The 24,351-nt window shown below is 61.5% G+C and carries 15 protein-coding genes; 7 read left to right on the top strand and 8 right to left on the bottom strand.

The genetic code is table 11. The annotated features are described in order from the left end of the window. Positions 1 to 83: 83 nt before the first annotated feature. Together F0P96_RS19960 and F0P96_RS19955 are read left to right on the top strand one after the other, a co-directional pair. On the top strand, positions 84 to 2,528 hold the full coding sequence (locus tag F0P96_RS19960) for a T9SS-dependent choice-of-anchor J family protein (RefSeq protein ID WP_151080764.1): 2,445 nt from the start codon (positions 84 to 86) through the stop codon (positions 2,526 to 2,528). Positions 2,529 to 2,720: 192 nt separating this feature from the next. Beyond that, positions 2,721 to 4,625 (top strand): T9SS-dependent choice-of-anchor J family protein, encoded by a 1,905-nt coding sequence (locus tag F0P96_RS19955; protein WP_151080763.1) that lies wholly within the window; start codon positions 2,721 to 2,723, stop codon positions 4,623 to 4,625. A 197-nt stretch (positions 4,626 to 4,822) separates the two neighbouring features. On the opposite strand, the gene ccsA is transcribed toward F0P96_RS19955, so the two are convergent. The 8 genes from ccsA to F0P96_RS19915 form a co-directional block, all read right to left on the bottom strand. Then, entirely contained in the window at positions 4,823 to 7,399 is a 2,577-nt protein-coding gene (gene ccsA, locus F0P96_RS19950) for a cytochrome c biogenesis protein CcsA (RefSeq protein WP_151080762.1), read from the bottom strand. Between the two features lie 120 nt (positions 7,400 to 7,519). Continuing rightward, positions 7,520 to 7,945, bottom strand: coding sequence for a cytochrome c maturation protein CcmE domain-containing protein (locus tag F0P96_RS19945; protein WP_151080761.1), 426 nt, complete (start codon positions 7,943 to 7,945; stop codon positions 7,520 to 7,522). 108 nt (positions 7,946 to 8,053) lie between these two features. Then, entirely contained in the window at positions 8,054 to 8,320 is a 267-nt protein-coding gene (locus F0P96_RS19940) for a CcmD family protein (protein ID WP_338074405.1), read from the bottom strand. After that, complete coding sequence (locus tag F0P96_RS19935) at positions 8,301 to 8,969, bottom strand: cytochrome c biogenesis protein (RefSeq protein ID WP_151080760.1); 669 nt, start codon at positions 8,967 to 8,969, stop codon at positions 8,301 to 8,303. The genes F0P96_RS19940 and F0P96_RS19935 overlap by 20 nt, the downstream gene beginning before the upstream one ends. Positions 8,970 to 9,048: 79 nt before the next feature. Next, positions 9,049 to 9,681, bottom strand: coding sequence for a heme exporter protein CcmB (locus F0P96_RS19930; protein WP_151080849.1), 633 nt, complete (start codon positions 9,679 to 9,681; stop codon positions 9,049 to 9,051). 174 nt (positions 9,682 to 9,855) lie between these two features. Beyond that, positions 9,856 to 11,373 carry a T9SS type A sorting domain-containing protein gene (locus F0P96_RS19925; protein WP_151080759.1) on the bottom strand — a complete coding sequence of 506 codons (1,518 nt, stop codon included), beginning with the start codon at positions 11,371 to 11,373 and terminating at the stop codon, positions 9,856 to 9,858. 122 nt (positions 11,374 to 11,495) lie between these two features. After that, a complete protein-coding gene (locus tag F0P96_RS19920) occupies positions 11,496 to 14,756 on the bottom strand; it encodes a PD40 domain-containing protein (protein ID WP_151080758.1) in 3,261 nt (1,086 codons plus the stop codon). A 30-nt stretch (positions 14,757 to 14,786) separates the two neighbouring features. Next, positions 14,787 to 15,902 carry an NAD(P)/FAD-dependent oxidoreductase gene (locus tag F0P96_RS19915; RefSeq protein ID WP_151080757.1) on the bottom strand — a complete coding sequence of 372 codons (1,116 nt, stop codon included), beginning with the start codon at positions 15,900 to 15,902 and terminating at the stop codon, positions 14,787 to 14,789. Between the two features lie 89 nt (positions 15,903 to 15,991). On the opposite strand from F0P96_RS19915, the gene F0P96_RS19910 reads away from it, so the two are divergent. The 5 genes from F0P96_RS19910 (at position 15,992) to F0P96_RS19890 (ending at position 24,092) form a co-directional block, all read left to right on the top strand. Continuing rightward, a complete protein-coding gene (locus F0P96_RS19910) occupies positions 15,992 to 16,630 on the top strand; it encodes an MBL fold metallo-hydrolase (protein ID WP_151080756.1) in 639 nt (212 codons plus the stop codon). 12 nt (positions 16,631 to 16,642) lie between these two features. Continuing rightward, positions 16,643 to 17,410: a CDP-alcohol phosphatidyltransferase family protein gene (locus tag F0P96_RS19905; protein WP_338074404.1), complete on the top strand. Its 768-nt coding sequence runs from the start codon at positions 16,643 to 16,645 to the stop codon at positions 17,408 to 17,410. 125 nt (positions 17,411 to 17,535) lie between these two features. Beyond that, positions 17,536 to 21,534, top strand: coding sequence for a type IX secretion system sortase PorU (porU, locus tag F0P96_RS19900; protein ID WP_151080755.1), 3,999 nt, complete (start codon positions 17,536 to 17,538; stop codon positions 21,532 to 21,534). 44 nt (positions 21,535 to 21,578) lie between these two features. After that, positions 21,579 to 22,796: a type IX secretion system outer membrane channel protein PorV gene (porV, locus tag F0P96_RS19895; RefSeq protein WP_151080754.1), complete on the top strand. Its 1,218-nt coding sequence runs from the start codon at positions 21,579 to 21,581 to the stop codon at positions 22,794 to 22,796. 9 nt (positions 22,797 to 22,805) lie between these two features. Then, positions 22,806 to 24,092 (top strand): M16 family metallopeptidase, encoded by a 1,287-nt coding sequence (locus F0P96_RS19890; protein WP_151080753.1) that lies wholly within the window; start codon positions 22,806 to 22,808, stop codon positions 24,090 to 24,092. The last annotated feature ends 259 nt before the right edge of the window (positions 24,093 to 24,351 follow it).

Genomic DNA, 24,351 nt, shown 5'->3' with positions numbered 1-24,351 from the left:
ACTCGCGAAATCATATTCCCGGACGCCCGTTCGTCCGGAAGTCTTTTCTCAACGCTGTTTTCACCCTTTTCTTTTCTTACCACATGACACATTCCTACTCTCGGGGTCGGAACACAGGCCGCTGGCGCGGCCTGGCCCTGGCCGCGTTGCTGGCCGTGGGCGCCACCTCGGCGCATGCACAGGCGTTTAACTATTTCGTGTCGGGCGCGGGCTCTGTGGCCGGCACCTACACCGACCTGGGCACCGCCGGTACGGCCATTTCCACGGCCAACACCGACGACGCCAACTCGGCCGCTACACCCATCGGCTTCACCTTCAACTACAACGGCCAAGCCTTTACCGATTTCGTGCTGAACACGAACGGTTTCGTGCGCCTGGGCACGGCAGCGCCCAGCGCAGCCGCCCTGTTCTTCTCGGGCCCGGCCGTGGTTACCGGTGGCCCCATCAACAGCACCGACGCGGCCGACGTGAACCTGCTGTTGCCCTTCAACCACGATTTGACGGCCGGCTCCAGCCCCGCCGAATACCGCGTGGCCACCACCGGCACGGCCCCGAACCGGGTGTGCACGGTGCAGTGGAAAAACGTAGCCGACAAGACGGCGCAGCAGCAGTACGCCAACTTCAGCTTCCAGCTGAAGCTCTACGAAACCACCAACGCGGTGGAGTTTGTGTACAGCGCCGCGACGCCCGGCGCCGGCACCGACGGCGCCAAAGTGGCTGGTGTGGGTATCAAAGGCAACTCCATTGCCCAAACCATCCTCGCCGTTAAGCCCTCGGCCGATGCGTGGTCGAACACCCAGTTTCAGGTAGGCCCGCTGGCGGGCAACGGCAACAACTTCCGCCGCACGGTTTCGCCGGACGCTGGCCGCACTTACCGCTTCCTGCCACGTCAGGCCAACGACGCTGGGGTTATCAACGTGTACACCCTGGGCAAGCTGCCCATTCCGTACGCTGTTCCGCACGTGGTGAAAGCCCGTGTAACCAACGCTGGCACCAACGGCCGCACCGCGCTGGCCGTGACGCTGACGGTATCGGGCGCTACGACCTTCACCAACACCCAAACCGTGGCCACCCTGGCCGCCGGTGACTCGGCGCTGGTGACCTTCGCCCCCTACACGCCCACTACCACCGGCACTAACACGGTAACGGTGAGCGTGGCCGGCGACGACAACGCCAACAACAACTCGAAGGTGGTAACGCAAGCCGTAACCTCCGACGCTATAACCTACGTGGACCCCAACACCCCCGCCGGTGCCTTCATCCTGGGCGGCTCGGGCAACATCATCTACGCCAGCCGCCACACGCTCACGCAGTCGGCTACCATTACGCAGGTGAAAGCCGACATCACCAACGACGCAGCCCGCAACAACGGCCGCTCGGTGTACGGTGTGGTATTGGATGCCCAGGGCACTATCGTAGCCCGCTCGACCGACCGTGTACTTGCCGCTGCCGACAACGGAGCACAGGTAACGTTCACGTTCCCCACCTCGCCCATCATTCCCGCTGGTGACTTCTTCATCGGTATGGGCATTGTGGTTCCCACCGGTGGTACGGCTTTCTACCCGGTAAGCATTCAGGCTGAAACGCCCGTACGTCCCGATCCGTCGTACTTTGTATTCCCGGCTGCTGGCGGTATTGCCTCGGCTACGGAAAGCAAAACCGGCCGTCTGCGCTTCGAAGCTACGCTGGCTCCCCTGGCGGCCTGCAGCCCCGGTTCTACCACCATTGCTACGTTCCCCTACACCGAGAATTTCGACGGTGTGACCAGCGGCAACCTGCCCTGCGGCATCACCACGCTCGACGCCAACGCCGACTCGAACCCGTGGATCAACCGCAGCACTGTGCCCACTACGGCCGGCCAAACGCCGGTTAGCGCCTCGAACCCGAACGCCATGGTGTACTTCTGGAACACCAACGGCACCACGGCAGCCAACGACTGGTTCTTCACGCCGGCCCTGCTGCTGCGCACCGGTTTCCGCTACCAGCTGGCCTTCAAATACCGTTCGAGCGGCTCGTACCCCGAGGGCCTGGAAGTGAAGTACGGCACCGGCGCTACGCCGGCCGACCAAACGACGACCATCTGGACCAACACGGCTATCAACAACTCGGCCTACGCCACCACGGGTGTAGCTGGTGCCACGCCGGTAACGAGCATCACGCCCACGGCCAACGGCCTGTACTACATCGGCTTCCACGCCATCAGCGCCGCCGACAAGTTCTTCCTGGCCGTTGACGACCTGGAAATCACCGCCACGCCGGTGTCGGCTACGTCGGCGGCTCTCGACCGCGCCATCAGCGTGTACCCGAACCCCTCGAAAGGCGAGCTGACGGTGGCCGTGCAGGGTGTGAACGTGAAAAACGGCCTGCAGATTGACATCACGAACATGCTCGGTCAGAAAGTTCTGAGCACTTCGGTAGACAAGCTGCAGAGCACGATCAACGTATCGAACCTGGCCAACGGCATGTACCAGATGCGCGTGACGAACGGCAGCGAGTACATGACGCGTACCATTGCCATTCAGAAGTAATTTTTGTCTGACGGCTTCGGCCGAAACCAGCAAGTGGGCGGTCTGCGCAAGCAGGTCGCCCACTTGTTTTTGGGGCGGCAGAACCAGGCTTGGTTGCCGCCATGCGGGCAGAATTTGGCATCTTGCCGCATCATCCGGTGGCGTGCCCGAACGTCATTCTTTACCCTTGCCTCTTTTCACCCTTTTCTTTTTATGACGCAGTCTTACTTGTTTCAGCGGCTTCTGCGCCGCCCCACGCTCACCCTGGCCGCTGTGCTGGGTTTTGGCGTGTTGGGGGCTCAGGGCCAAGCCCTAAACTACTCGGCGGCCGGAGCCGTCAACACCGCCGGCACCTTCAGCGCGCTGGGTGCCACCGGCACCGCCATTGCGGTGGGCGACCCGGACGATGATAACTCGGCCGCGCAGAACATCGGTTTCACGTTCGTTTTCAACGGGCAGTCGTTTACGCAGTTCGTGCTCAACACCAACGGCGCGCTCAAGCTCGGCAACACCGCTCCCAGCTCCGACCTGGACGATTTCGTGAGCAGCACCGACCCGCTTGACCGCAACATGCTGCTGCCGTTCCTGGGCGACCTGGTAGGCACGGCTACCAGCTTTAAGGTAGCCACCACGGGTACGGCTCCCAACCGCGTGTGCACCGTGGAATGGAGCAACATGACCGAGTACACCGACGGCTCGACCCAGCCGCAGTTCACCGGCTTCGCGTTCCAAACCAAGCTCTACGAAACCAGCAACCGCGTGGAGTTTGTGTACGGTCCTTCCACGCCGGGCACGGGTCCGGCCGCGCTGACTTACGCCATTGGGGTGGGCCTGAAAGGCTCGGGCAGCAACGCCGGGCAGCTGGTTGTTGCCACCAAATCGGTCGGCCAGGCATGGTCGGCGGCTACGTTCCTAAACACGTACTACCCCGATCCACTCAACCAGACGTTTGACTTTGACAAGACGACGCTGGCCGATGCGGGCCGCACGTTCCGCTTCACGCCGGCCAGCTGCTCGCCGCCTTCCTCGGTTACCTTCACGGGCACTACCACCACATCCACAGCCCTGAACTTTACAGGCCCGGCCAACGGCACGTCGTACACCGTTATCTACGGTCCGACGGGCTTCAACCCGGCTTCGGCGGGCACCACCATTACTCCGGCGCCCACGGCTTCGCCCGTCAACATCTCGGGCCTGGCGGTGGGCACGGCCTACGACGTGTACCTGCGCGCCAACTGCGGCGCTACCGACCAGAGCGCCTTGTCGGGGCCGTTTACGATTACGACCAGCTGCGGCGCTGCTACGGCCGTAGCCACGTTCCCCTACACCCAGAACTTCGATGCCGCCGTGAACGGCACGCTGCCCTGCGGCATCACCACGCTTGATGCCAACGCCGACTCGAACCCGTGGATCAACCGCAGCACCGTGCCCACTTCGGCCGGGGAAGTGTCCATTAGCGCTTCGAACCCGAACGCCATGGTGTACTTCTGGAACACCAACGGCACCACGGCGGCCAACGACTGGTTCTTCACGCCGCAGCTCCTGCTGCGCACCGGTTTCCGCTACCAGTTGTCGTTTAAGTACCGCTCGAGCGGTGCCAGCTACGCCGAAGGCCTGGAGGTGAAATACGGCACCGGCATGACGGCGGCCGATCAGACAAACCTGCTGTGGCTCAACAACAGCATCACCAACCCGGCTTACGTTACGGCCAACGGTACCGGCATGCTGCCGGTAACGAGCATCACGCCCACGGCCAACGGCCTGTACTACATCGGCTTCCACGCCATCAGCGCCGCCGACAAGTTCTTCCTGGCCGTTGACGACCTGGAAATCACCGCCACGCCGGTGTCGGCTACGTCGGCGGCTCTCGACCGCGCCATCAGTGTGTACCCGAACCCGAGCACGGGCGTGGTAACGCTGGACGTGCGCGGCGCCAGTGCCAAAAACGGCCTGCAGGTAGAAGTAACCAACATGCTGGGCCAGCGCGTGCACACGGCTACCGTGCGCGACAACTTCGAGAACAAGCTCGACCTCTCGGCCCTGGCCAACGGCATGTATGTGCTGAAGGTGCAGTCGGGCAGCGAGTTCAGCATCCGCAATATCTCGGTTCAGAAGTAACGGCTAACTCAATCCACACGCATAACAAAAGGGCGGTCTGCTGCGGCAGGCCGCCCTTTTGCATGCTATGATGCAGCCATGAAACCGCGCAACACCTGCCAGATGCCGGCCGACGCTTTCCAGAGCCAATGATTCTGATGGCAAGCAAAAAGCCCCGCGGCCGAATAGCTGCGGGGCTTTTTGCTTGGATTGATGCTTTAAGCGACTTGCGGAGCCTTTGAGGTGCGCGGTACCTTGGTGGCCGGCGCCGGCCGGGGCTTGCGGCCACGCTGCCATACGGCCATGCCGAAGCCGAGGCCCATGAGCAGCGTGCCGCTCCAGAGCAGGTTGATGAAGGGCTTTTCCATGGCCTTCAGGATGACGTAATCCTTCTGGGTGGTGCTCACGCCGAAGGTGAACTTGCCGCTCGTCGGGTCAAGGTTGTTGAAGGAGATGCGCAGGCCAAGGGCTTCGATTTCGTCGGGCACGCGGCCCACCAGACGGTCCTTTACCACAAAAATGGGGTGGGCGTGGTACTGCTTGCCGCCTTCGCCCGACACAATTAGGTCGGCTTGCACGGCAATGTCGTCCTTGCTCAGCCCTAGACCGGCGAGGTTGGTTGCCGGCTCGGCTTCCTTGAACACGGCCACGTAGTCGTTGAGAATGAGCGTGTCGCCCATGCTCACGGTGTACTCTTTCACTTCGCTCCAGTCCTTCTCTTTCGAGGGGTCGGGCACGGAGGACACGTGCGAGTAGATGTCGTGGTCCCAAAACAGCTTGATGTCGGGCGAGGCGAGCAGGCCCCCCATTTCCTGGTTGACCTGGGCGCGCGGGTAGAGCACGAACTGCTTGCCCGACTCCTTATGCTTGTACTCGACGCGGTAGTAGGTGTCTTCGGGGCGGATTTCAAGCGTGTCGCCGGCTTTGTAGTAGGTCTTGCCGTCTTCCTGCTTGATGTCGGCGCGGGCTAGGGCCTTGTATTCGTCGGCGGTGCGGAAGAGCAGCTCCTTGTTGACGTAGCCGGGCACGCCGGGCACATCGTAGAACTGGCCAGTGTAGGTGAGCTTGTAGGGGCCCATTTCGGCGGCTTGGTTGCGCCACAGCAGCACGTTGTCGCGGTTCAGGTCGTCGGGGAACTCGCGCGAGTAAAGCAAACCGGAGGTGTTCTTGGAAATGATGTTGGAGTAGCCGGCCGAAGCCAGAATGCCCAGCAGCATCAGCGCAATGCCAATGTGCGACACCGCGCCGCCCGAAATGCGCACGCCGCGCCGGATGAGTTGCAGCAGCATGCTCAGGTTGGCCAGCACCCCGAACAAGCCCGTGGTGAGTACTGCAATGAAGGGCAGCGACATGGGCAGGCCGTTGTTGCGCACCAGCAGAATAAACAGGCTGGCGAACAGCAGCGTCAGAATCGTGGGAATCGTGAGCGTGTTGCTGATGGTTTCCTTGGAGTTCTTCTGCCACCAAAGCAGCTGCGCAATGCCCGAGAACAAGGCCACGAACACGCCCATCCAGAGCTGAATTTTGGTGTAGTGGGCAATCTGGTCGGCGGGCAGGGCCACGTTGGTTTTCACGCCAAACAGGCCCATCAGCGCGTTGTAAACCGGAATGCTGGTCGTCACGAGCACCTGAAACGCGCCTAAGCACAGCACCGTAGCGCCGATGAACACCCACAGCTCGGCGTTGTACATCGTCAGCTCTTTCTCCGATACCGGAATCTGCTTCCAGCGCCACACCAGCATGGCCACGCTCAGCACCACGAAAGCCCCGAGGTACAGCAGCAGTTGGCCAGAAAGGCCGAGGTCGGTGAAGGAGTGCACCGAGGCGTTGCCCAGCACACCCGAGCGGGTGAGGAACGTTGCGTAGAGAATCAGCAGGAAGGTGGCAATGACGAGCGAATAGGCCGTGCGCAGGCCGGTGCGGCCGCGCTGCCAGAGCACCAGCGCGTGCAACGCGGCCACCAGCACCAGCCACGGAATGTACACGGCGTTTTCGACCGGGTCCCAGTTCCAGTAACCACCGAAGTTGAGGGTTTCGTAGGCCCAATAAGCCCCCATCATCACGCCCACGCCCAGCACGCCGCCGCCCACTAAGCTCCAGCGAATGGCCGGCTGCACCCATTTGGTCAGCTCGCCCTTCCAAAGACCGGCAATGGCGTAGGCGAAAGGCACCAGCGTGAGAGCAAAGCCCAGGAACAGCGTGGGCGGGTGAATCACCATCCAGTAGTTCTGCAGCAGGGCATTCAGGCCTTTGCCGTCCTCGGGCACCCAATCGGGGTTGAGCTTGTAGACCGGCAGATCGGGCATAAACTCGCGCATCAGAATAAACGGCGACGAACCCAGCTTGAGGCTGCCTATCACCACGCCCAGAATCATGGACACGAGGAACAGCTGCACGAAGGCGAATACGGCCATGACGGGCGCTTCCCATTGCCGCGAACCGCGGATGATGAACGCGCCCAGTACCACGTGCCAGAAAATCCAGAGCAGGAACGAGCCCTCCTGCCCTTCCCAGAAGCAGGAAATCATGTAGTACACCGGCAGGTGGTTGCTGGAGTGCGACCAAGCGTAGTAGTACTCGTAGCGGTGCCCGTGAATGATGCCGAACAGGGCCACAATCACGCCCACCACAGCCAGGCCGTGCACGATAAACGCGGTCCGGCCCAGCCGCAGCCACGATTCGTCAGCCTCGCCCAAGGGGCGTTGCCGAGCCGCCATGAAGTAGCCCAACGCCGCCACCATGGCCGCGGCAAAGGCTACAATGACGCTCAAATGTCCCCAGTCGCCGATGTTCATTTCTTCTTGAATTCTGAATGATAAATTCGGAATTCTGAATTGGCGTTCATCCCAAATTCCGGCCCTTGAAGAGAGCGACGCAATTCAGAACTCAACATTCAGAATTCGTAATTGGGCGCACTAGCGCGCGGCGGTAGCGCCCTTCACTTCGTTCTCCACGTACTTCGACGGGCACTTAAGCAGGATTTTGTCGGCCACGAATACGTCGTTGCGCATGTTGCCGGTAATCACAATCTGCTCCGACTTCTCGAAATCCTGCGGCTTGGGGTTGAAGTACACCACCTGCTGGGCAATGCGGTTGGTATCCACCAGCGTGAAGGAGAAGTAGTTCGGGTCGAGCGTGGGGTTATACTGCAGGCTGGCGGGGTTGCCTTGCGCGTCGTGCGGCAGGCGGCCCACCACGTGCACCTTGCGCAGGTCGCCGTCGGCGGCCAGCTCTTTGGCTTCTTTGAAGGAGACGTACACCGAAGCGTCGCCGGCGGTGGCCATAACGATGCCAATGGCAATGGCAATGACGACGAGGGCGAGTAAATGCGTTTTTTTCATGGTAGCAGAGGCAAAAGCCGCCGAAAAATTGGACCAACCGCTCGGCAGCCAGCCCATTGAAACAACCGCAACGAGGCAAAAAAATCCGCCCCGAAGCAATGATTTTTGTTAGTCGCGCAGTTCCCGCTCTAGGCGGCCCACTTTGCGGTCGATGGAAACGAGGTAGGCCAGCAGGCCCAGCAGCACGATGACGATGACGCCCACCACGACGTAGATTTTGCCGTCCTGGCGGAATTGGTCGGCCATTTCGGGGCCGGCGGGTTGCTGGGCTACGGCCGCCAGCGCGGGCAGCAGCACGGCCGCAAGCAGCAGCACGGCGCGGCGACCAATGTGGCGCAGCGCTTCGGAGAGCAGGTTAGGCCAGTTGTTTTTCATACAGCTTGTGTTTGACGAGGGTGAACCGCACGGCCACCTGCGTAATCCAGACGCCGAGGAGCGTCCAGCCGATAATGGCCGGGTAGAACACCAGGCGCATGTTGTTGTCGAGGTCGTACTTGCTGAAGCCGGGGTTGCCGCCGGCGCCGGGGTGTAAGGAATCGGTGAGGCGCGGCAGGATAAACAGCAGCGGAATGGCCGCGCAGTAGGCGAAAATGTTGTACACCGCACCAATGCGGGCACTCTGCTGCTCATCGGTGATGGAAGAGCGCAGCACCAGATAGGCCCCGTAAATGAGCACGGCAATGGCTGCCCCGTTCAGGCGCGGGTCGGAGGTCCACCACGTGCCCCAGGTAAAGCGGGCCCACAGACTGCCGGTGGCCAAACCCAGCACCGCCATCAGAATCCCGGTTTGCGCCGACTCGTAAGCCAGCACATCCAAACGGTACGAGGGCTTGTAGAGGTAGCGCGCCGAATTGACGGCCGAGGCGGTCAGGATGATGGTCATCCCGAACCACATGGGCACGTGGAAGTACAGGTTGCGGATGGTTTCGTTGAGAATGGGCAAGCGCGGCGCCGGCCCCAACAGGCCCATGACGACCGTGTAGAGCAGCAGAACCGCAGCCAGCACTTTCCACCAATTTTTCATAAGCTGTTGGCCAATGGCTGTTAGCTGTTAGCGTTGGGGTAAAAAGCCAATAGCCAGCAGCTATCAGCCAAAAGCGTCTTCACGTTCGCCACAAAAACGGGTAGAGCAAATAGGAAACCGCCACCACCATCAGGTTCAGGCCCAGCAGCATGTAGATGGGCTGCGGCGAGGCATCGAGGCCGTCGAGGGCGTTTTTGGCGGCTTTGATGAGCTGGAGCAGAATGGGAATGACCACCGGAAAACCCAGCACCGGCATCAGGGTGTTGCTGTTTTGGGCCTTGGCGGCAATGCCGGAAATCAGCGTCAGCGACGAAGCAAAACCCAACGCGCCCAGGGCTACCACCAGCGTGAAGCGGCCAGGCTGCTGCACGGGGTTGCCCAGCACGAGCGAGTAGGCGCCGAATGCCACCAGACCCAAGCCCAGCAGCAGAATGGCGTTGTAGGCAATTTTGGCCAGGATTACCGCCTCGGGCCGCACCAGGGCGTAGTAGTAGAGCAGGCGGCCGCGGCTTTCCTGCAGGAAGCTTTTCGCCACCGCGTTGATGGCCGTGAAGAGCAGGATAATCCAGAGGAGCGCGTTCCAGGCCGGGGCCGGCAGCACCCCGCCGCGCACGAAGCTCAGGTAGCACACAAATACAGTGCTGCCCACGTACAGCAGCATGCCGTTCAGAGCCGCACGCTGGCGCCATTCCAAACGGAAGTCCTTCTGCATCAGATACCAAATCTCGCGTAACAGCTGCACGGCCGGTCGGTGGGTGAACGGGACGGCAAAGATACAACCCACGGGCCGGAAGCGGGTCATGCCCACCCGAATATGTGAGCGGGCCGGCTCCTCGCGCAGAGAAACCGGCCCGCAGTCAGACCCCGTAATGTGATACTTCGGCGCTTACTCCACCGCCAGGCGGCCCGAGGCAAGGCGGCCGTTTTGCTCGGCCTGGTACACGTACAGGCCCGGCTTCAGCCCGGCCAACACCAGGACGGCGCGGCCGTCGGGCGTGGCCGTTACATCGGCTTCGCGCACGAGGCGGCCGGCTACGTCGCGCAGGGCTACGTGCACCCGGCCGGCGGCTGGCAGTTGCAGCGTAGCCTGGTTGCGGGCGGGGTTGGGGTAGAGCGCGGCCGTGAGCGGTGCGGCCGTGCGGGCGGCCAGCGGCGTCAGGAACGGCTGGTAATCTACCAGGCCCAGCGTGGCGTTGTCGGGGTTGTGCACGATGTGGGCTTCCACGGTAGCGGCCACGTTGGTGCCCCAGTCGTTGTTTTCAGCCTTCAGCGCGTCGGGGGCGTTGTTGTAGAAGTCGTAAATGGTGCCCCCGTTGCCGTTGTTCACGAGGCGGTTGCGGCCCACGTTGGTCGAGTCGGTGCTGGTGGCGTCGCCGAAGCTGATGAGCATGCCGTTGGTGGTCGTGCCCGATTTCACCATCGTCACGCCCCAAAGGTTGCCGCTGATGACGTTGCGCGACACCACGCCGGTTTGGGTGTTGCCGGTGAAGTTGATACCGCTACCGCCGGTTGCCGCGTTCGGGTTCGTGTTGTTGTCCTGAATCAGGTTGCGGGTGATGAGCGTGTTGTAGTTCGAACCCGTGACGGTGATGCCGTAGCGGTTGTTGCGGATGATGTTGCCGCGCACCTCGGCTTTGGTTACGCCGCCGCTGCCCAACAGATTGGAGAGGCCAATGCCGCCGCCCACGTTGGTGGAAACGTTCCCCACCACGAGGCAATTCTGAATCAGAATGGTTTGCGCGGGGTTGCCGGGACCGAGGTTGATTTGTGGGTAGTTGCCGTTTTCCACGTTGTTGAGCAGAAACTGGCAGTTGCGAATGGTGGGCGACGCACCGCCGTTGGCCGGCGAGGCAATGGCCGAGCGGGCATTGCGCACAAACCGGCAGCCCTGGATCAGCGGGCTGCTGCTCGAGGCGTTCAGCGCGCCGCTCCCAATGAGGCGGCCGTTGATGGTGGGCACGCAACGGCGGATTTCGCAGTTGAACAGTTGAATATCGGAGCTGATCAGGCGCACGCCGGCGCAGTATTCAATCACCGTTTTGCGCAGGCGCGAGGCGCTGCCGGTCGTCGAAAACGTGAAGCTATGCCAGGGCGTGGCCGTATTTATGGCCGTAAATTTCACCGAATCGGGCGGGTTGATGAGCAACGTGCCGTCGACGTACACCAGCGCGGCGGCGGCCAACCGAATGGTTTCGTTGGTGGTGATGCTCAGCGTGTCGGTGGCGGCCAGGCGAATGGTGTCGTTGATTTGCCATCCGGTGCCTACTTGGGTAACGTAGCCGCCGGAGGCCGCCGCCAGTTGAGCCAACGTGTAGCGGCGGTTGGTGCCGGCCGTTTGGAACTGGGCAAAGCTGTGGCTCAGGCTCAGCCCGAGCAGCAGCAACAGGAGGTAATACTTTCTCATGGCGCAGCTGAAGTAAAAAGGTGTGAACTACCGCGAAGGTAACCGCCCGGCAACGAAAAAGCCGCCCGGTATTCACCGAACGGCTTTTTTGCGGCTGCCTACGCGTGTGCCAGCAGTTGCGGTTAGAAGTCGTAGCCCAGCGTCAGGTAAAATTTGGGGCCTTTCTCCACGTAGTCTTCCTGGCCCCAGGCCACATCGAGCTTGCCGTAGAAGCCCAGGAGCGTGGTGCGGGCCCCGAAGCCGTAGCCAAGCAGCAGCGGATTGCGGAAGTTGATAACCGTGGCCGAAAAGGCGTTACCCGGCTTGAAAATGGGCTGGGTATTGTAGGAGTTATTTTCGTTGAAAGGGTTGGAGCCCGAGTAAGCCGTGCCCGCGTCGCCGAAAGCCGTGAGTTGCAGGTTGCGGAAGAACCCCGAGTAGATGGGCTTGCGCGACAACACCTGAATGATGGGCACGCGCAGCTCGGAGTTGAACAACACGTACTTGGGGCCGTTGCGCTGGTTGTAGTTGAAGCCGCGCAGGTTGGTGGCAAACTGCTGGTAGAAGATGTCGGTAGCCGTGTTATCGACTTGGTCGTAGCGCAGGTCGTCCGAATTCTCGTACTTGGCGTTCAGCCAGTTGTCCATGCCCCCCAGGCGGAACTGCTTCTTGGAGTTGCCAAAAAACTGCCCGTAGCTGGCGCGGTTGGCCCACACAATTTGCCGGTACACTTTCTGGTAATGCCGGAAATCCATGTAGAGCTTGCCGAAGTCCTGGCTGTTGTCGCTTACCGAGTTCATTTTCAGCACGCCCAGCTTGAAGCGGGTGCCTTCCAGCATGTTCACGCCGGTGGAAATGGCGTTGTCGAACACCAGCTCCGAGCTGCCGCCGTAGTACTGGTCGCGCACGTCGGGAATCAGCAGCCGCTCCACCAGCACCGTCCGGATGTTGACGTAGCGCAGGTTGGCCCGCACACTAATGTTGTGCGTGAGCGGGTACACGATGCCCGGCGTCACTTCGTAGCGTCCCAGGCGCACTTCGCTGCCGTCTTTGGCGGCCAGAAAATAGCTCTGCTTCTCGAAGCGCAGGCTCCAGTCGTAGCGGCGTTTGAGGTTGGTGTACTCGCCGTAGAGGCGGTTGGTGCGCAAGTCGGTCAGGGCGAAGATGCCGGCCTGAATGCGCTGGTCTTCAAACAGGTCCGACATGTTGGCCTGCGCAATCAGCCCGATACCCAGCAGCGGGTCGGCGTAGAGCGACGACACCACGTTGTCGAGGCTAAACCGGGTATCGTAGCGCTGGGGCCCGCCAATTGTGAGGCCGGGCGTAACGCCTTGCGGCTTGGCCACCACGGTGCTGCGGCGCTGCGGGCGCTGCTTGGGCGCATCTTCTTCAAACTGGTAGTCGCTCAGGTCGATGCCCTGGCTTTTTTTGGGCGCCGCTTGTTTGGTAGCGGGCGCGTCGGGCGTGGTGGCTGCCGATTGGGCCGGCCGCTGCGCTGCCTTAACCTGCGCCGCCGAACGGTCTTCCAGAATTTCCTGGCGGGCCGTTTTGTACAGTTTTAGGTCCTGCGGCAGCTCGTATTTGGGGTAAGCATACACAAACTCGCGGGCCTTATCGGCCGCCACAAAGCCCAGCGCGCCGGTGGTGGCGTTGTAGTCGAAGTTCGCGAGGTTGTTGAGGAACGAGCTGATGGCGGTGCGCTGGCGGGTAGCCAAGTTGTATCGGAACACGCTGCGCACGCCGCTTTCTTCGCTCAGAAACAACACCTCGTCCTGCGACAAAGCGCGGGGCCGGGTTTCGTTGGAAATGGTAGCCACCAACTGCTCAATGGGCTTGGCGCGGCCGTCGAGGTGGTAGGCAAACAGGTCGTAGTTGTTTACCACGGCATCGAAGCCGCCTTTGGCCGTGCCGGTTGAGTCGAGCCAACGGTTGGAGCTGAATACCAGCGTTTCGCCATCAGGCAAAAACACCGGCTGCACGTCGTCAAACACGTCTTTGGTCAATTGCTCGGGCTGCCGGCTGCCGGCGCGCAGCACGTAAATATCGGCTTGGCCATTGCGCACGCCGGTAAAAGCCAGCGCCTTGCCATCGGCCGAGTAATCCAGATCGAGCACCTGGCTGAAGCTGTTGAGCAAGGACGAGCCTTTGTTGGCGCTGAACGGCAGGGCGTCTTTCACCCGCGTCAGCAGGCCCGAGGCCCCGCCGTCGGCCGCAATCAGCCGCAGCGTGAGCAAGCCTTTGCTTTCGTCGACGACGGCCAGCTGGCTGTTGTTGCGCCACGCCAGCACCGGCAATTGCCGCTCTACTTCCTGGTCGGGCGTTTTGTAGCCGCCGCGGTAAATGGTGTGGCTGCCGCCGGTGCCGTCGGCGTTGGTCACGGTCACGCGGTAGCGGCCGCGGTCGTTTTCGGTGTAGGCCAGCAGGCGGCCGTTGGGCGAAATCACCGGCTCGGCGAAATGCACGTTGCGGCGGTTGCGCGCCATTACCTGGTGCGGCTCGTCGGGCAGTTGGTAGGTGGTTTCGGGCTGGCTGTTGAGCTGGCGGTAGTAACCCAGCCAGTCTTTCAGGAAGGTTTTGTAGGGCACGTTCAGCGACGAGCTGATGCCGGTTTCCACGTCTCGCGTGATGCGCGTCAGGTTCAGAATGTTCTGAATACTGGTGTAGCCGTAGCGCTCGGCAATGTAGTTCCAGAGGCTTTGGCCCGCCAGCTCGGGGTTGCGCAGGAAAAACTGCGGGGCGCGGTCCTTGTCGACCTTCTGCGTCATGTCGCGCATGTAGTCGTCCATTTCCACGCTCCAGCCCTCGGCGGCGTAGCCCGCAGCGCCGGCCACAAACCAGTCGGGTAGCTGCAGCAGGTAGCTGCTCTGGATGACTTCCTTAAGCGAGCCGCCGTACATCATGTCGTTGAGCAGCACGCGGGTAATCTGGTAGCTCAGGTCGCGCTTGAAGGTGGTTTGCTCGCCGCCAAACGCCAGCTGCACCTTGGTCATGCGCAGCAGCGAGGTTTCGCCGCCGGTGCTGAACTTGTCGGCATCGAGGCCCACGTTGCTCTGGCGCAAATCCCCCACCGAGTTGTAGAGCATCAGGGTGGTTTTCGAGTACGGGTAGTAGCCAATGAGCGCCGTGATGCGCTGCAGCTCTTTCTCGGCATACTCGGCCGCACGCCGCGCCGCCAGCTCACCGCCGGCGTAGTAGTACACGTTGAAGTTCTGCGTGCTTAGCAGCTGCCAGTCGAAATTCTTGTACTGGATACGGACGCGGCCAAAGCTTTCCTGCGCCGTTTGGGCACGGGCGCTGCCAACCGCGGCCAGCACGCAAGCCACCGCCACGGCGGCCCCCCGCAGCCCGACCGCCGTAGGCAGCAGGCCGCGCAGGCGGTTATACGAAAAGGACAAGTGCTTCATAAAGCCAGAAAGGGCAGAAACAGGTGAGAATCAGGGCGCGGGTACCGAAGCCGCGGGTGCGACAGGATACAACGCATGATAACGCAGAATATTGACTTCCGGCCACAGCTCCGCGCCATTTTCCAGCGCGTCGGCCAGCAAGCCCGCCAGGCGCGGCGCCAGCAGCACGCCCTTCGAGCCCAAGCCGTTGAAAACAGCCAAGGCAGGCAGCTGGGGATGCAGGCCCAAGAGCGGTTTTCGGTCGCGCACGGCGGGCCGCACCCCCACGCGCTGGCCCGTAATGCGGAACGGCGCTTCGGTCAGCTCGCGCAGGCGCTCGGCTAGCTCCTCGCGGGCTTCGGGGGTGGGTTCTTCGGCGAAGGGCGGCCAGCGGTAGGTAGCACCCACACGCACCCGGCCGCCGTCGCCCACGGGCACCACGTAGGCCCCGCGGTTGAGCACGTAGTCGGTTGGTAGCGTTGGAGCTTCCACGTCGAGCACTTCGCCTTGGTTAGGAGTAATAGGAAGCCACCCAAACCACGGATTGCGCACCGCGGCAGCCCCTTCGCAGAACACCACGCGCCGCACGCGCACCCGCCCGGCGTAGGTGGCGCCGGATGCCTCGGCAACAAGCAGCTCGGGCGCAAAAGTTTCGGCGCGCAGCCAGCCTTTTTGCAGCCCGTCGGCGGTCAGCGCATCGAGCAGCGCGCTGGTATCGACCCAGCCGCCGTGCTGCAGCACCAGGCCACCAAACGGCTGTTTGAGCAGGGGCACGTCGGGCAAGGGTTGGGCGGGGTCGCGCACGTAGTCGCCCCAGCGGCCGTCGGCCGAGCGGGCCAGCACGTCGTTCTGCTCGCGCACCGACGAAAACAGCTTCAGAATGGGCAGCTCGTGAAAAAACGGCTGGCCGAATTCGGCTTCCAGCGCCCGGTACGTGGCGGCGGCGGCGGGCAATAGCTCGTCGATGCGCCACGACAGAGCAAAGCGTTTGCCGGCCACGGGGTTGATGAGGCCGGCCGCTACGCGCGAGGCCGCGTTGGGCAGTCCGGCGTCGAGCACCAGCACGCGCTGGCCGCGCTGCCGCAGCTCCCAGGCCAGCAGGGCGCCGGCCAGGCCGTGGCCAATGATGAGGTAATCGGCGTCAAGTAAGTCGGCGGAAGGCAGCATGGCGGGCAAAATACGCACTTTCCGGGGCTGATTGCGTAACTTACCCCCTCTTATCTGCCCGCGCCAGTTGCGGGCCTTTTCATAGCTGCATGACCGTTTCGGGCTTCACGTTCAACGCCTTTTCCGAGAATACCTACCTGCTACACGACGCCACCGGTGCCTGCGCCATCGTCGACCCCGGCTGCTACGACAAAGCCGAACAGCAGGCCCTCCGCCAGTTTATCGAAGCCCAGAACCTGCGCGTGGAACTGCTTCTGAACACGCACTGCCACATCGACCACGTTTTCGGGAACCAGTTTGTGCTCGACACCTGGCCCGGCACGCCGTTTCTGATTCACCAGGCCGACCTGGCCACGCTGCGCGCCGTACCTACCTACGCGCCCAGCTACGGATTCCCGCTCTACAACCCGGCCGAGCCGACGGGCTTTCTCGCCCCCGAGCAGGCGGTGCGTTTCGGCGAAACCGAGCTGGAAGTGCGCTTTGCCCCTGGCCACGCGCCCGGCCACGTGGTGTTCTACCACGCCCCCACACACGTTGTCATCGGCGGCGACGTGCTATTCCAGGGCAGCATCGGCCGCACCGATTTGCCGGGCGGCGACTACGCCACGCTCATCCGCAGCATTCGGGAGCAACTACTCACCCTGCCCGACGACACCACCGTGTACCCCGGCCACGGCCCGGCCACAACCGTAGGTGCCGAGCGCGTTTCCAATCCTTTTTTGCGTTAGATCCATCGTTTCGTGGCCATCAAACAACACCTACCCAACGCCCTCACCTGCCTGAACCTGCTTTGCGGCTGCGTGGCCCTCAGCATTATCTTGAGCTACGGCGCCGACGACTTTATCGTCCACGGCAAAGAGCTTTCCACCGCCCCCGGTTCCTCGCCCTGGGCGCTGCTGCTGCCGGCGGCTTACCTCATCGGCATTGCCGCCATAGCCGATTTCTTCGACGGTCTGGTGGCGCGGGCGCTGCGCGTGTCTTCGCCCATCGGCAAAGACCTCGATTCGCTGGCCGACATGGTATCGTTTGGAGTAGTGCCGGGCGCCATTCTGTTTAAGCTGCTTCAGCACGTGCTGCCCTCGACGCAGTTGCCCGAAAGCTTGGCCTACCTGGGCTTTGTGGTGAGCATCTTCTCGGCCCTGCGCCTGGCCAAGTTCAACAACGACACCCGGCAATCCGACTCGTTTATTGGCGTGCCCACGCCGGCCAATACCATGCTCATCATGTCGCTGCCGGTCATTTTGGCCGCCGACCGGTTTGGGCTAAGCCGATACATTCTCAATCCGTGGGTGCTGCTAGGCCTTACCTTCGTCATGTCGGGCCTGCTGGTGGCCGAGCTGCCGCTGTTTGCGCTGAAATTCAAGAACTTCAAGTGGCAAGACAATTCGCTGCGTTTTGTGTTTCTAGCATTGGCGGTGGTGTTGCTGGTGCTGCTGCAAGCGGCGGCCGTGCCGCTCATCATCCTGTTGTACGTGGCCTTGTCGGTATTGCGGCCGGCCCGCGGATAGCGGCAACACAATATTTTACCGAGGCAGCAGTTTAGAAGGACGATTCATTGAACGGCGAACCTTTTTCTACTGTTGACGTGCCACCCCTCCGCTCATTAACACCTAGCTGCTTGGCCTACACCACTATGCGACTTTCTACTGCGCTGCTCTTGGTACTGCTGCTGCCCGTTTTCGCGTCTTCGGCGTGGGCTCAGCAGGCCGAAAAACGCCTGAGCCTGAACTGGCACGGCCAAGCAACGCTTTACGCTCCCGGCCGCGAGGTAGCGGTACCGACGTTCGACGGAGCTGCTTTTCCCGCCGGCCCGGCCGGTCAACGCCTGCCGCGCTACACGTTTCGCATCGACGGCTACGTAACCGAGGTGCAGCTGCCGGAAGTTGTGTTTGGGGCCTTCACCCCGCAAGAAGCCAAGGCCTATGCCTCGGCTACGCTACCAACGGTGGTGGTGCCCGAATTGCGCTACGGCTACGAGAAGCACCGCACTGTGACGCTCGTTTCCATCACGCCGGTGCGGCGCAGCGCCCAATCCGGCCAGCCCGAGAAGCTGACGAGCTTCAGCTACACCTACACGCTAGGCACCGCGCCCCAAGCCCGCCGCGGCACGCGGGTTTACGCTCCCAATTCCGTTCTGAACCAGGGCGAATGGTACAAAATCGGCATTGCGGGCAATGTAGCTGGCGGCAGCGACGGCAGCGGCATCTACAAGCTCAGCAAAGCCTTTTTGCAGGGACTGGGCGTGCCGGTACAATCCCTCAACCCGCGCAATCTACAGCTCTACGGCAATGCCCTGGGCATGCTGCCGCAAGCCAACAACATCAAGCGGCCGGACGATTTGACGCAGAACCCGCTGCTGTTTGTGGGCAACCCAGATAACACGTTCGATGACAACGAATATTTCCTGATGTACGGGCGCGGCCCGCACACTTGGGTGCGCGACGCCGCCACGCCCACGCAGTTCCGCCACGTGCTGAACCTGTACGCCGATACGGCCTACTATTTCCTCACGGTGGGCAATTCCGCTGGTTTACGCGTGGCCGCGGCACCGGCCGTCAGCGGCACGCCCACGGCTACCATTCGGCAGTCGGTCGAGCGGCAGTTCTACGAGCTGGAGCTGACCAACCTGCTGCACTCCGGGCGGCAGTGGCTGGGCGAAGGCTTCAACAACGGCACTCAGAAGGAGGTACGCTTTGCGGTCAGTGACCTGGTGCCCAACTCGGCCCTGCAGCTGACCACTTCGGTGGCTGCTACGGCGCTGCCCCGCACCTGCAACGTGTACCCCGACCCCAACGAGGTAACGACTTTTCGGCTGCAGCTCAACGGCTCGACGCTGCAGCCCCAGGATGTATACAACCTGAGCTGCGGCAGCGGTTGTGGCCTCTGCTACCCCGAGGCCGCCAATACCTCCATCAAAACGCAGCGCTGGACCATACCAGCCAGTGCCCCATCCGACATCCGCGTGGGCCTGACCTATGACGGCCGCGGCGACCAAACGGCTTCCGGCTACCTCGACTACGTGGAGCTGCAGGCCCAGCGCAACCTCACGCTCAGCAGCGGCCAGCTTGGTTTCCGTTCCCTCGAAAACATAGCGCCCGGCGCCGTCAGCACGTTTACCTTTAGCAACCTGCCCGCCGGGGCCACGGTGTGGGACGTGACCGACCCGCGCAAGCCGCAGGAAGTAGCCTTGACCGGCAACAGCTTCGTGGCCCGCACCGACACCGTGCGCGAGTACGTGGCGTTTGCCGGTTCTTCCTTCGATTCGCCGCGGGGCTTTGGCCGAGTGGCCAACCAGAACCTGCACGCAATGGGCAAAACGCCCAATTCCGTCAACCTGGTCATCGTTACGCACCCGCTGTTTAAGGCCGAAGCCGAAAAGCTGGCCGCGCACCGTCGTCAGCACGACAACCTGGCTACGGTGGTGGTTACCACCAACCAGATTTACAACGAGTTCAGCTCGGGCGGCCAGGACGTATCGGCCATTCGCGACTTCGTGAAGATGCTCTACGACCGCAACAACGACAACCTCTACGTGCTGTTGTTCGGCGACGCCTCGTACGACTACAAAAGCGACCCGTCGAACGACCCCAACCAGGTGCCCAAAGACTGGTGGAGCAAGCGGCCCATCAAGGACAGCGAAAACCAGAACTTCGTGCCCACCTACGAGTCGCAGGAGTCGTTTGCCCGCATCTACCCCACCCGCGCCAACGGCTCCGATGCCTCGTATTGCTCGGACGATTACTTCGGCATTCTGGATGACGAAGAGGGCGCCTGGCCCGACAACTATACCGGCGACCTGATGGACGCCGCCGTGGGACGCTTGCCGGTGCGTACGCCCAAGGGCAAGCCTACCTCCACCGAAATGGCCGCCACGGTGGTCAACAAGCTCATCGACTACGACAAACCGGCCGCGCAGGGCAAGTGGCGCAACCGCCTCACGTTCGTGGCCGACGACGGCAACTTCGGCCTGCACACCGGCAACTCCGAGGCAGCGGCCAACGGCATTGCGTCCTACCAGCCGGCTTTCAACGACAACCGCGTGTACCTGGCGCTGTACCCGCAGCAGAGCACGGCCGGCGGCCAGCGTTCCGCCGAAACCAACGCCGCCCTCGACGCCGCCATAGAACAAGGCTCGTTGTTTGTGGGCTACGCCGGCCACGGTGGCCCGCGCGGCTGGACCGACGAGCAGATTCTCTCCAACGCCTCGGTGCTGCAGCTGCAGAACCACCAGCGCCTCACGTTTATGTTTACCGGCACCTGCGACTTTGCCTGGTACGACGACCCGCTCTTTAACTCGGCCGGCGAACAGGTGCTGACGGATACCGAAGGCGGCGCCATTGGCCTGCTGACCACCACCCGCCTCGCCGATGCTGGCTACAGCCAAGCATTGGCTCTGCAATTCTACCCGGCCTTGTTTAACCGCAACCCTACCACCGGCCGCTGGCCGCGCCTGGGCGACGCCGTAATAGCCGGTAAAAACAACGACGGCGTCGACGTAAACAACCGCAACTACGCGCTGCTCGGCGACCCGTCCATGCGTTTGGCCATGCCGGAACTGTCGGCCCAGGTGCGCAAAATCAACGGCCGCAACCTCGCCGCCACGCCGCCCGATACCATTCGGGCCCTGCAGCGCATCCAGCTCGAAGGCGACGTAACGAACTCAAGCGGCGTGGCCTCGACCTTCAACGGCACCGTGCAGGTTACGGTGTACGAGAAACCCACCAAGGTGCAAACCCTGGGCGACGAAGGCGACCCAATTGTGTCGATTCCGGTGCAGAAAGACGTGGTGTACGACGGCCAAGCCTCCGTTACCAACGGGCGCTTCAAAGTCGACTTCGTGGTGCCCAAGGACATCAATTACCAGTTCGGTATCGGCAAGATCAGCCTCTACGCCGCCGACCCCACCCAGAACATCGACGCGCACGGCTACCACGGCATCAACGTGGGCGGCGCTGCCGCTACGGCGCTTTCCGACACCATCCCGCCGGTCATTTCGCTGGCTATGGACACCGAGGGCTTCGTGTTCGGTGGCCTCACCCGCCCCAACACCACCCTGCTGGCTTCCCTGAGCGACGACAGCGGCATCAACACCGCCGGCACGGGCATCGGCCACGAGCTGACGGCCACGCTCGACGGCGACCCATCTAAGCTCACCGTTCTCAACGAGTACTACACGGCCGATGTCGACAAGTTCACCAGCGGCCGGGTGCGGTACCTGTTCAAGGGCCTGACCACGGGCCCGCACGCGCTCAAAGTGAAAGCGTGGGACACGTTCAATAACTCCGCCGAGCGCACCGTCGAGTTTGTGGTGGCCAAAGACGAAAAGCTGGCCATTGAGCACGTGCTGAATTACCCCAACCCCTTCGCCACCCACACCACCTTCCATTTCGACCACAACCGCCCCGGCGAAGCCCTCGACGTGCAGGTACAAATCTTCACCGTTTCGGGCAAGCTCGTGCGTACCTTGTCGGCCGTTGTGCCGGCCAGCCAATCGCACGTGAAAGACGTCGAATGGAACGGTCGTGACGAGTACAACGACCAGCTGGCGCGTGGCGTGTACGTGTACCGTGTGAGCGTGCGTACCGGCAGTTCGCAGGTTAGTAAATTTGAAAAACTCGTGCTGCTCAACTAGGCGGCTCCCCGTTTCCCTTGTCTTCCCGCATTTTCTTGTTTTCTATGACTGCTTCACCGTCTACTGTACGTCGGGTTCTGGTACCAGCCCTCGTGTTGGGTGCCTCGCTTGCCGCCCACGCTCAACAGTCAGCCAACGCCATTACCACGGCTGTGCCCATTCTCACCGTCAGCCCCGACTCGCGCGGTGCAGCTCTGGGTGATGCCGGCGTAGCTACCTCGCCCGATGCCAACGCGGCTTTCTACAACCCCGGCAAGCTCGGGTTCGAAACGGCCCCCTACGGCGTATCGGCCTCCTATTCGCCGTGGCTGCGCGCCATTACCGACGACATGGGCCTTGCTGGCCTGTCGGGTTATAAGAAGTTCGGAGAGCGTGGCGCCCTCGCAGCTTCCTTGATGTACTTTGACCTCGGCACTATCAATTTCCGCGGCGAGAAAAACGACGACTTGGGCAACTTCAACCCCAAGGAATATGCCTTCAGCTTGGCTTACGGGCAGCAATTGAGCGAGAAATTCGGTATCGGAGTGGCCGCGCGCTTCATTCACTCCAACCTGAGTGTGGCCAACGGCGCCACCACCGATTCGCGTCCCGGCAATGCCGCCGCCGTTGATCTGGGCGTGTATTACAACACCGACCTTTCGCTTGGCGCGAGCGAGTACAACCTCGCCTTGGGCGGCGCCATTACCAACATGGGCAACAAGATTGCCTACACCAAAGCCGACCAGGCCGACTTTCTGCCCACCAACCTGCGCCTCGGCACGGCCATCACGCGCGAGCTGGACGCCTATAACAAAATCACTTTGACCGTCGACGCCAACAAGCTGTTGGTGCCCACGCCTTACTACATCGACGGATACATCCGGGGCTCTAACGCCGCTACTGACCTGCAGATCAAAGAAAAGAACGACGCCATTGCGCGCAAGCCCGTCTTTAGCGGCATGCTGAGCTCGTTTACGGATGCTCCCGGAGGTTTCAAAGAGGAATTACGCGAAATCAACCTTTCTGCTGGTGCCGAATACTGGTACAACGACCTGTTGGCCGCCCGTGTCGGGTACTTCTACGAAAACCCTGTAAAGGGCGACCGGCAATACCTGAGCTTGGGCCTGGGCCTGCGTTACCAGGTATTTGGGGTCGATGCGGCCTACTTGGTACCCAATTCCCGCAACAACCCGCTCTCCAACACAGTACGTGTATCACTGCACTTCAACTTCAACGGCCAAGACAACTCGTCGCCCGTTGACAGCGGCATCCCGTCGAACTAACCTTTCCGTATGCTCAACCGCGTTATTGCGCCTCCATCCCGTCCTGTAGAGCAAGTTGCCCTACCCACGGCGGAAGTCACCCGACTTTCAAATGGCGCACGCTTACACGTGCTGGCAAACACCGCACAGCCCGTCATCCGCTTGCAAGTAGTATTTCCCGCCGGGCGTTGGTACGATCCAACGCCCGGCGTTTCGTTACTAACCGCCCGTGCGCTGTTAGAAGGCACTACCACCCGCACCGCGCGTCAGATTGCCGATGAAGTTGCGTTCTACGGTGCCTCGCTCGATTGTGAGCAGGGCTTCGACCGCAGTACCCTCACGCTGTATTGCCTCAGCAAATACCTGCCGCAACTGCTGCCCTTGGTTCAGGACGTCTTACTCAACGCTACCTTTCCCGAGGCGGAGCTGGAACTGATTAAGACCCGTACTATCCAGAACATTCGCGTTGAGCGGCAGAAGACCAGCTACCTCGCCGCCGAACGCTTATCGCGTAACCTCTTCGGCCCAGAGCACCCCTACGGCATTTCCTTCGACGAGCAGGCCTTTGCTCTACTATCTGCTAAAGCTGTCCAGGATTTCTATCGTCACAACTACAGCTTAAGCCAAGCCGAGGTCTTCCTTTGCGGAGATGTTGAGGAAAGTCACATAAGCAGCTTAAGCAAACTCTTAGGCGAAACCGTCGCTGAACAGCAACCCCGTTCCATTCCTGCTGTAGCGCCAGTTACCCAGCAAGCCACAGACTATGTGACGGTCAAAGAGAGCCTGCAGGCAACACTTCGATTAGGCCGACTTTCCCCTCCTCCATCACATCCCGATTACCACGCCCTGCAAGTGCTGGTAAAGGTGTTAGGCGGGTATTTCGGATCGAGGTTAATGAAGAATATCCGCGAAGACAAAGGCCTCACTTACGGTATCTACGCCAGTATAGCGCCACGGGAGCACGCAACCAATATTGTTATTGGTTCTGATGTCAATGCAGCAAATGCCTCAGCCGCAATCCATGAGATTAACGTGGAATTAGCTCGCCTACAAAACGAATTGATTCCTGATGAAGAGCTTGAAACTGTAAGGAATTACACTACCGGCAAATTCTTAAATGAACTAGGCACTGTCTTCGAGCAATGTGACAAATACAAAACGCTGATCCTTTTTAATCTTCCCCTCAACTTCTATAGCCATTACCTTTCCACAGTGAATAGCATTGAGCCGAAAGCCCTGCAAGAGCTAGCTAAGCACTATTTATCTACCAACGAACTAATCGAGGTCGTAGCCGGTCCTACCACAGTTTTGACCTAAAAGTTGCCTCTCACAGCACACAAAAATGCCCCTGGTATCTTTACCAGGGGCATTTTTGTGTGCTGTGAGAAGCTGCCAATGTGTTACGTCATCATCGTGATGGATACTACATGCGACGAATCTCCTATCCAATACAGTCCAGTTACTTCCTACGCCGCCGGGGAGCTGCGGGCCCTTGACGCAGCCGCAGTGCCGGGGCGGGGTGGGTGTAAACGGGCCGCGCCCCCCCGCTCGGGTCCGGGCGGGACCAGCGGGGGGG

Origin of the sequence: Hymenobacter busanensis (assembly GCF_008727865.1) — a bacterium.
GTDB classification, from domain to species: Bacteria; Bacteroidota; Bacteroidia; order Cytophagales; family Hymenobacteraceae; genus Solirubrum; species Solirubrum busanense.
The sequence above is the reverse complement of the archived record's forward strand: the minus strand, read 5'-3'. Positions and strand labels throughout refer to the sequence as shown.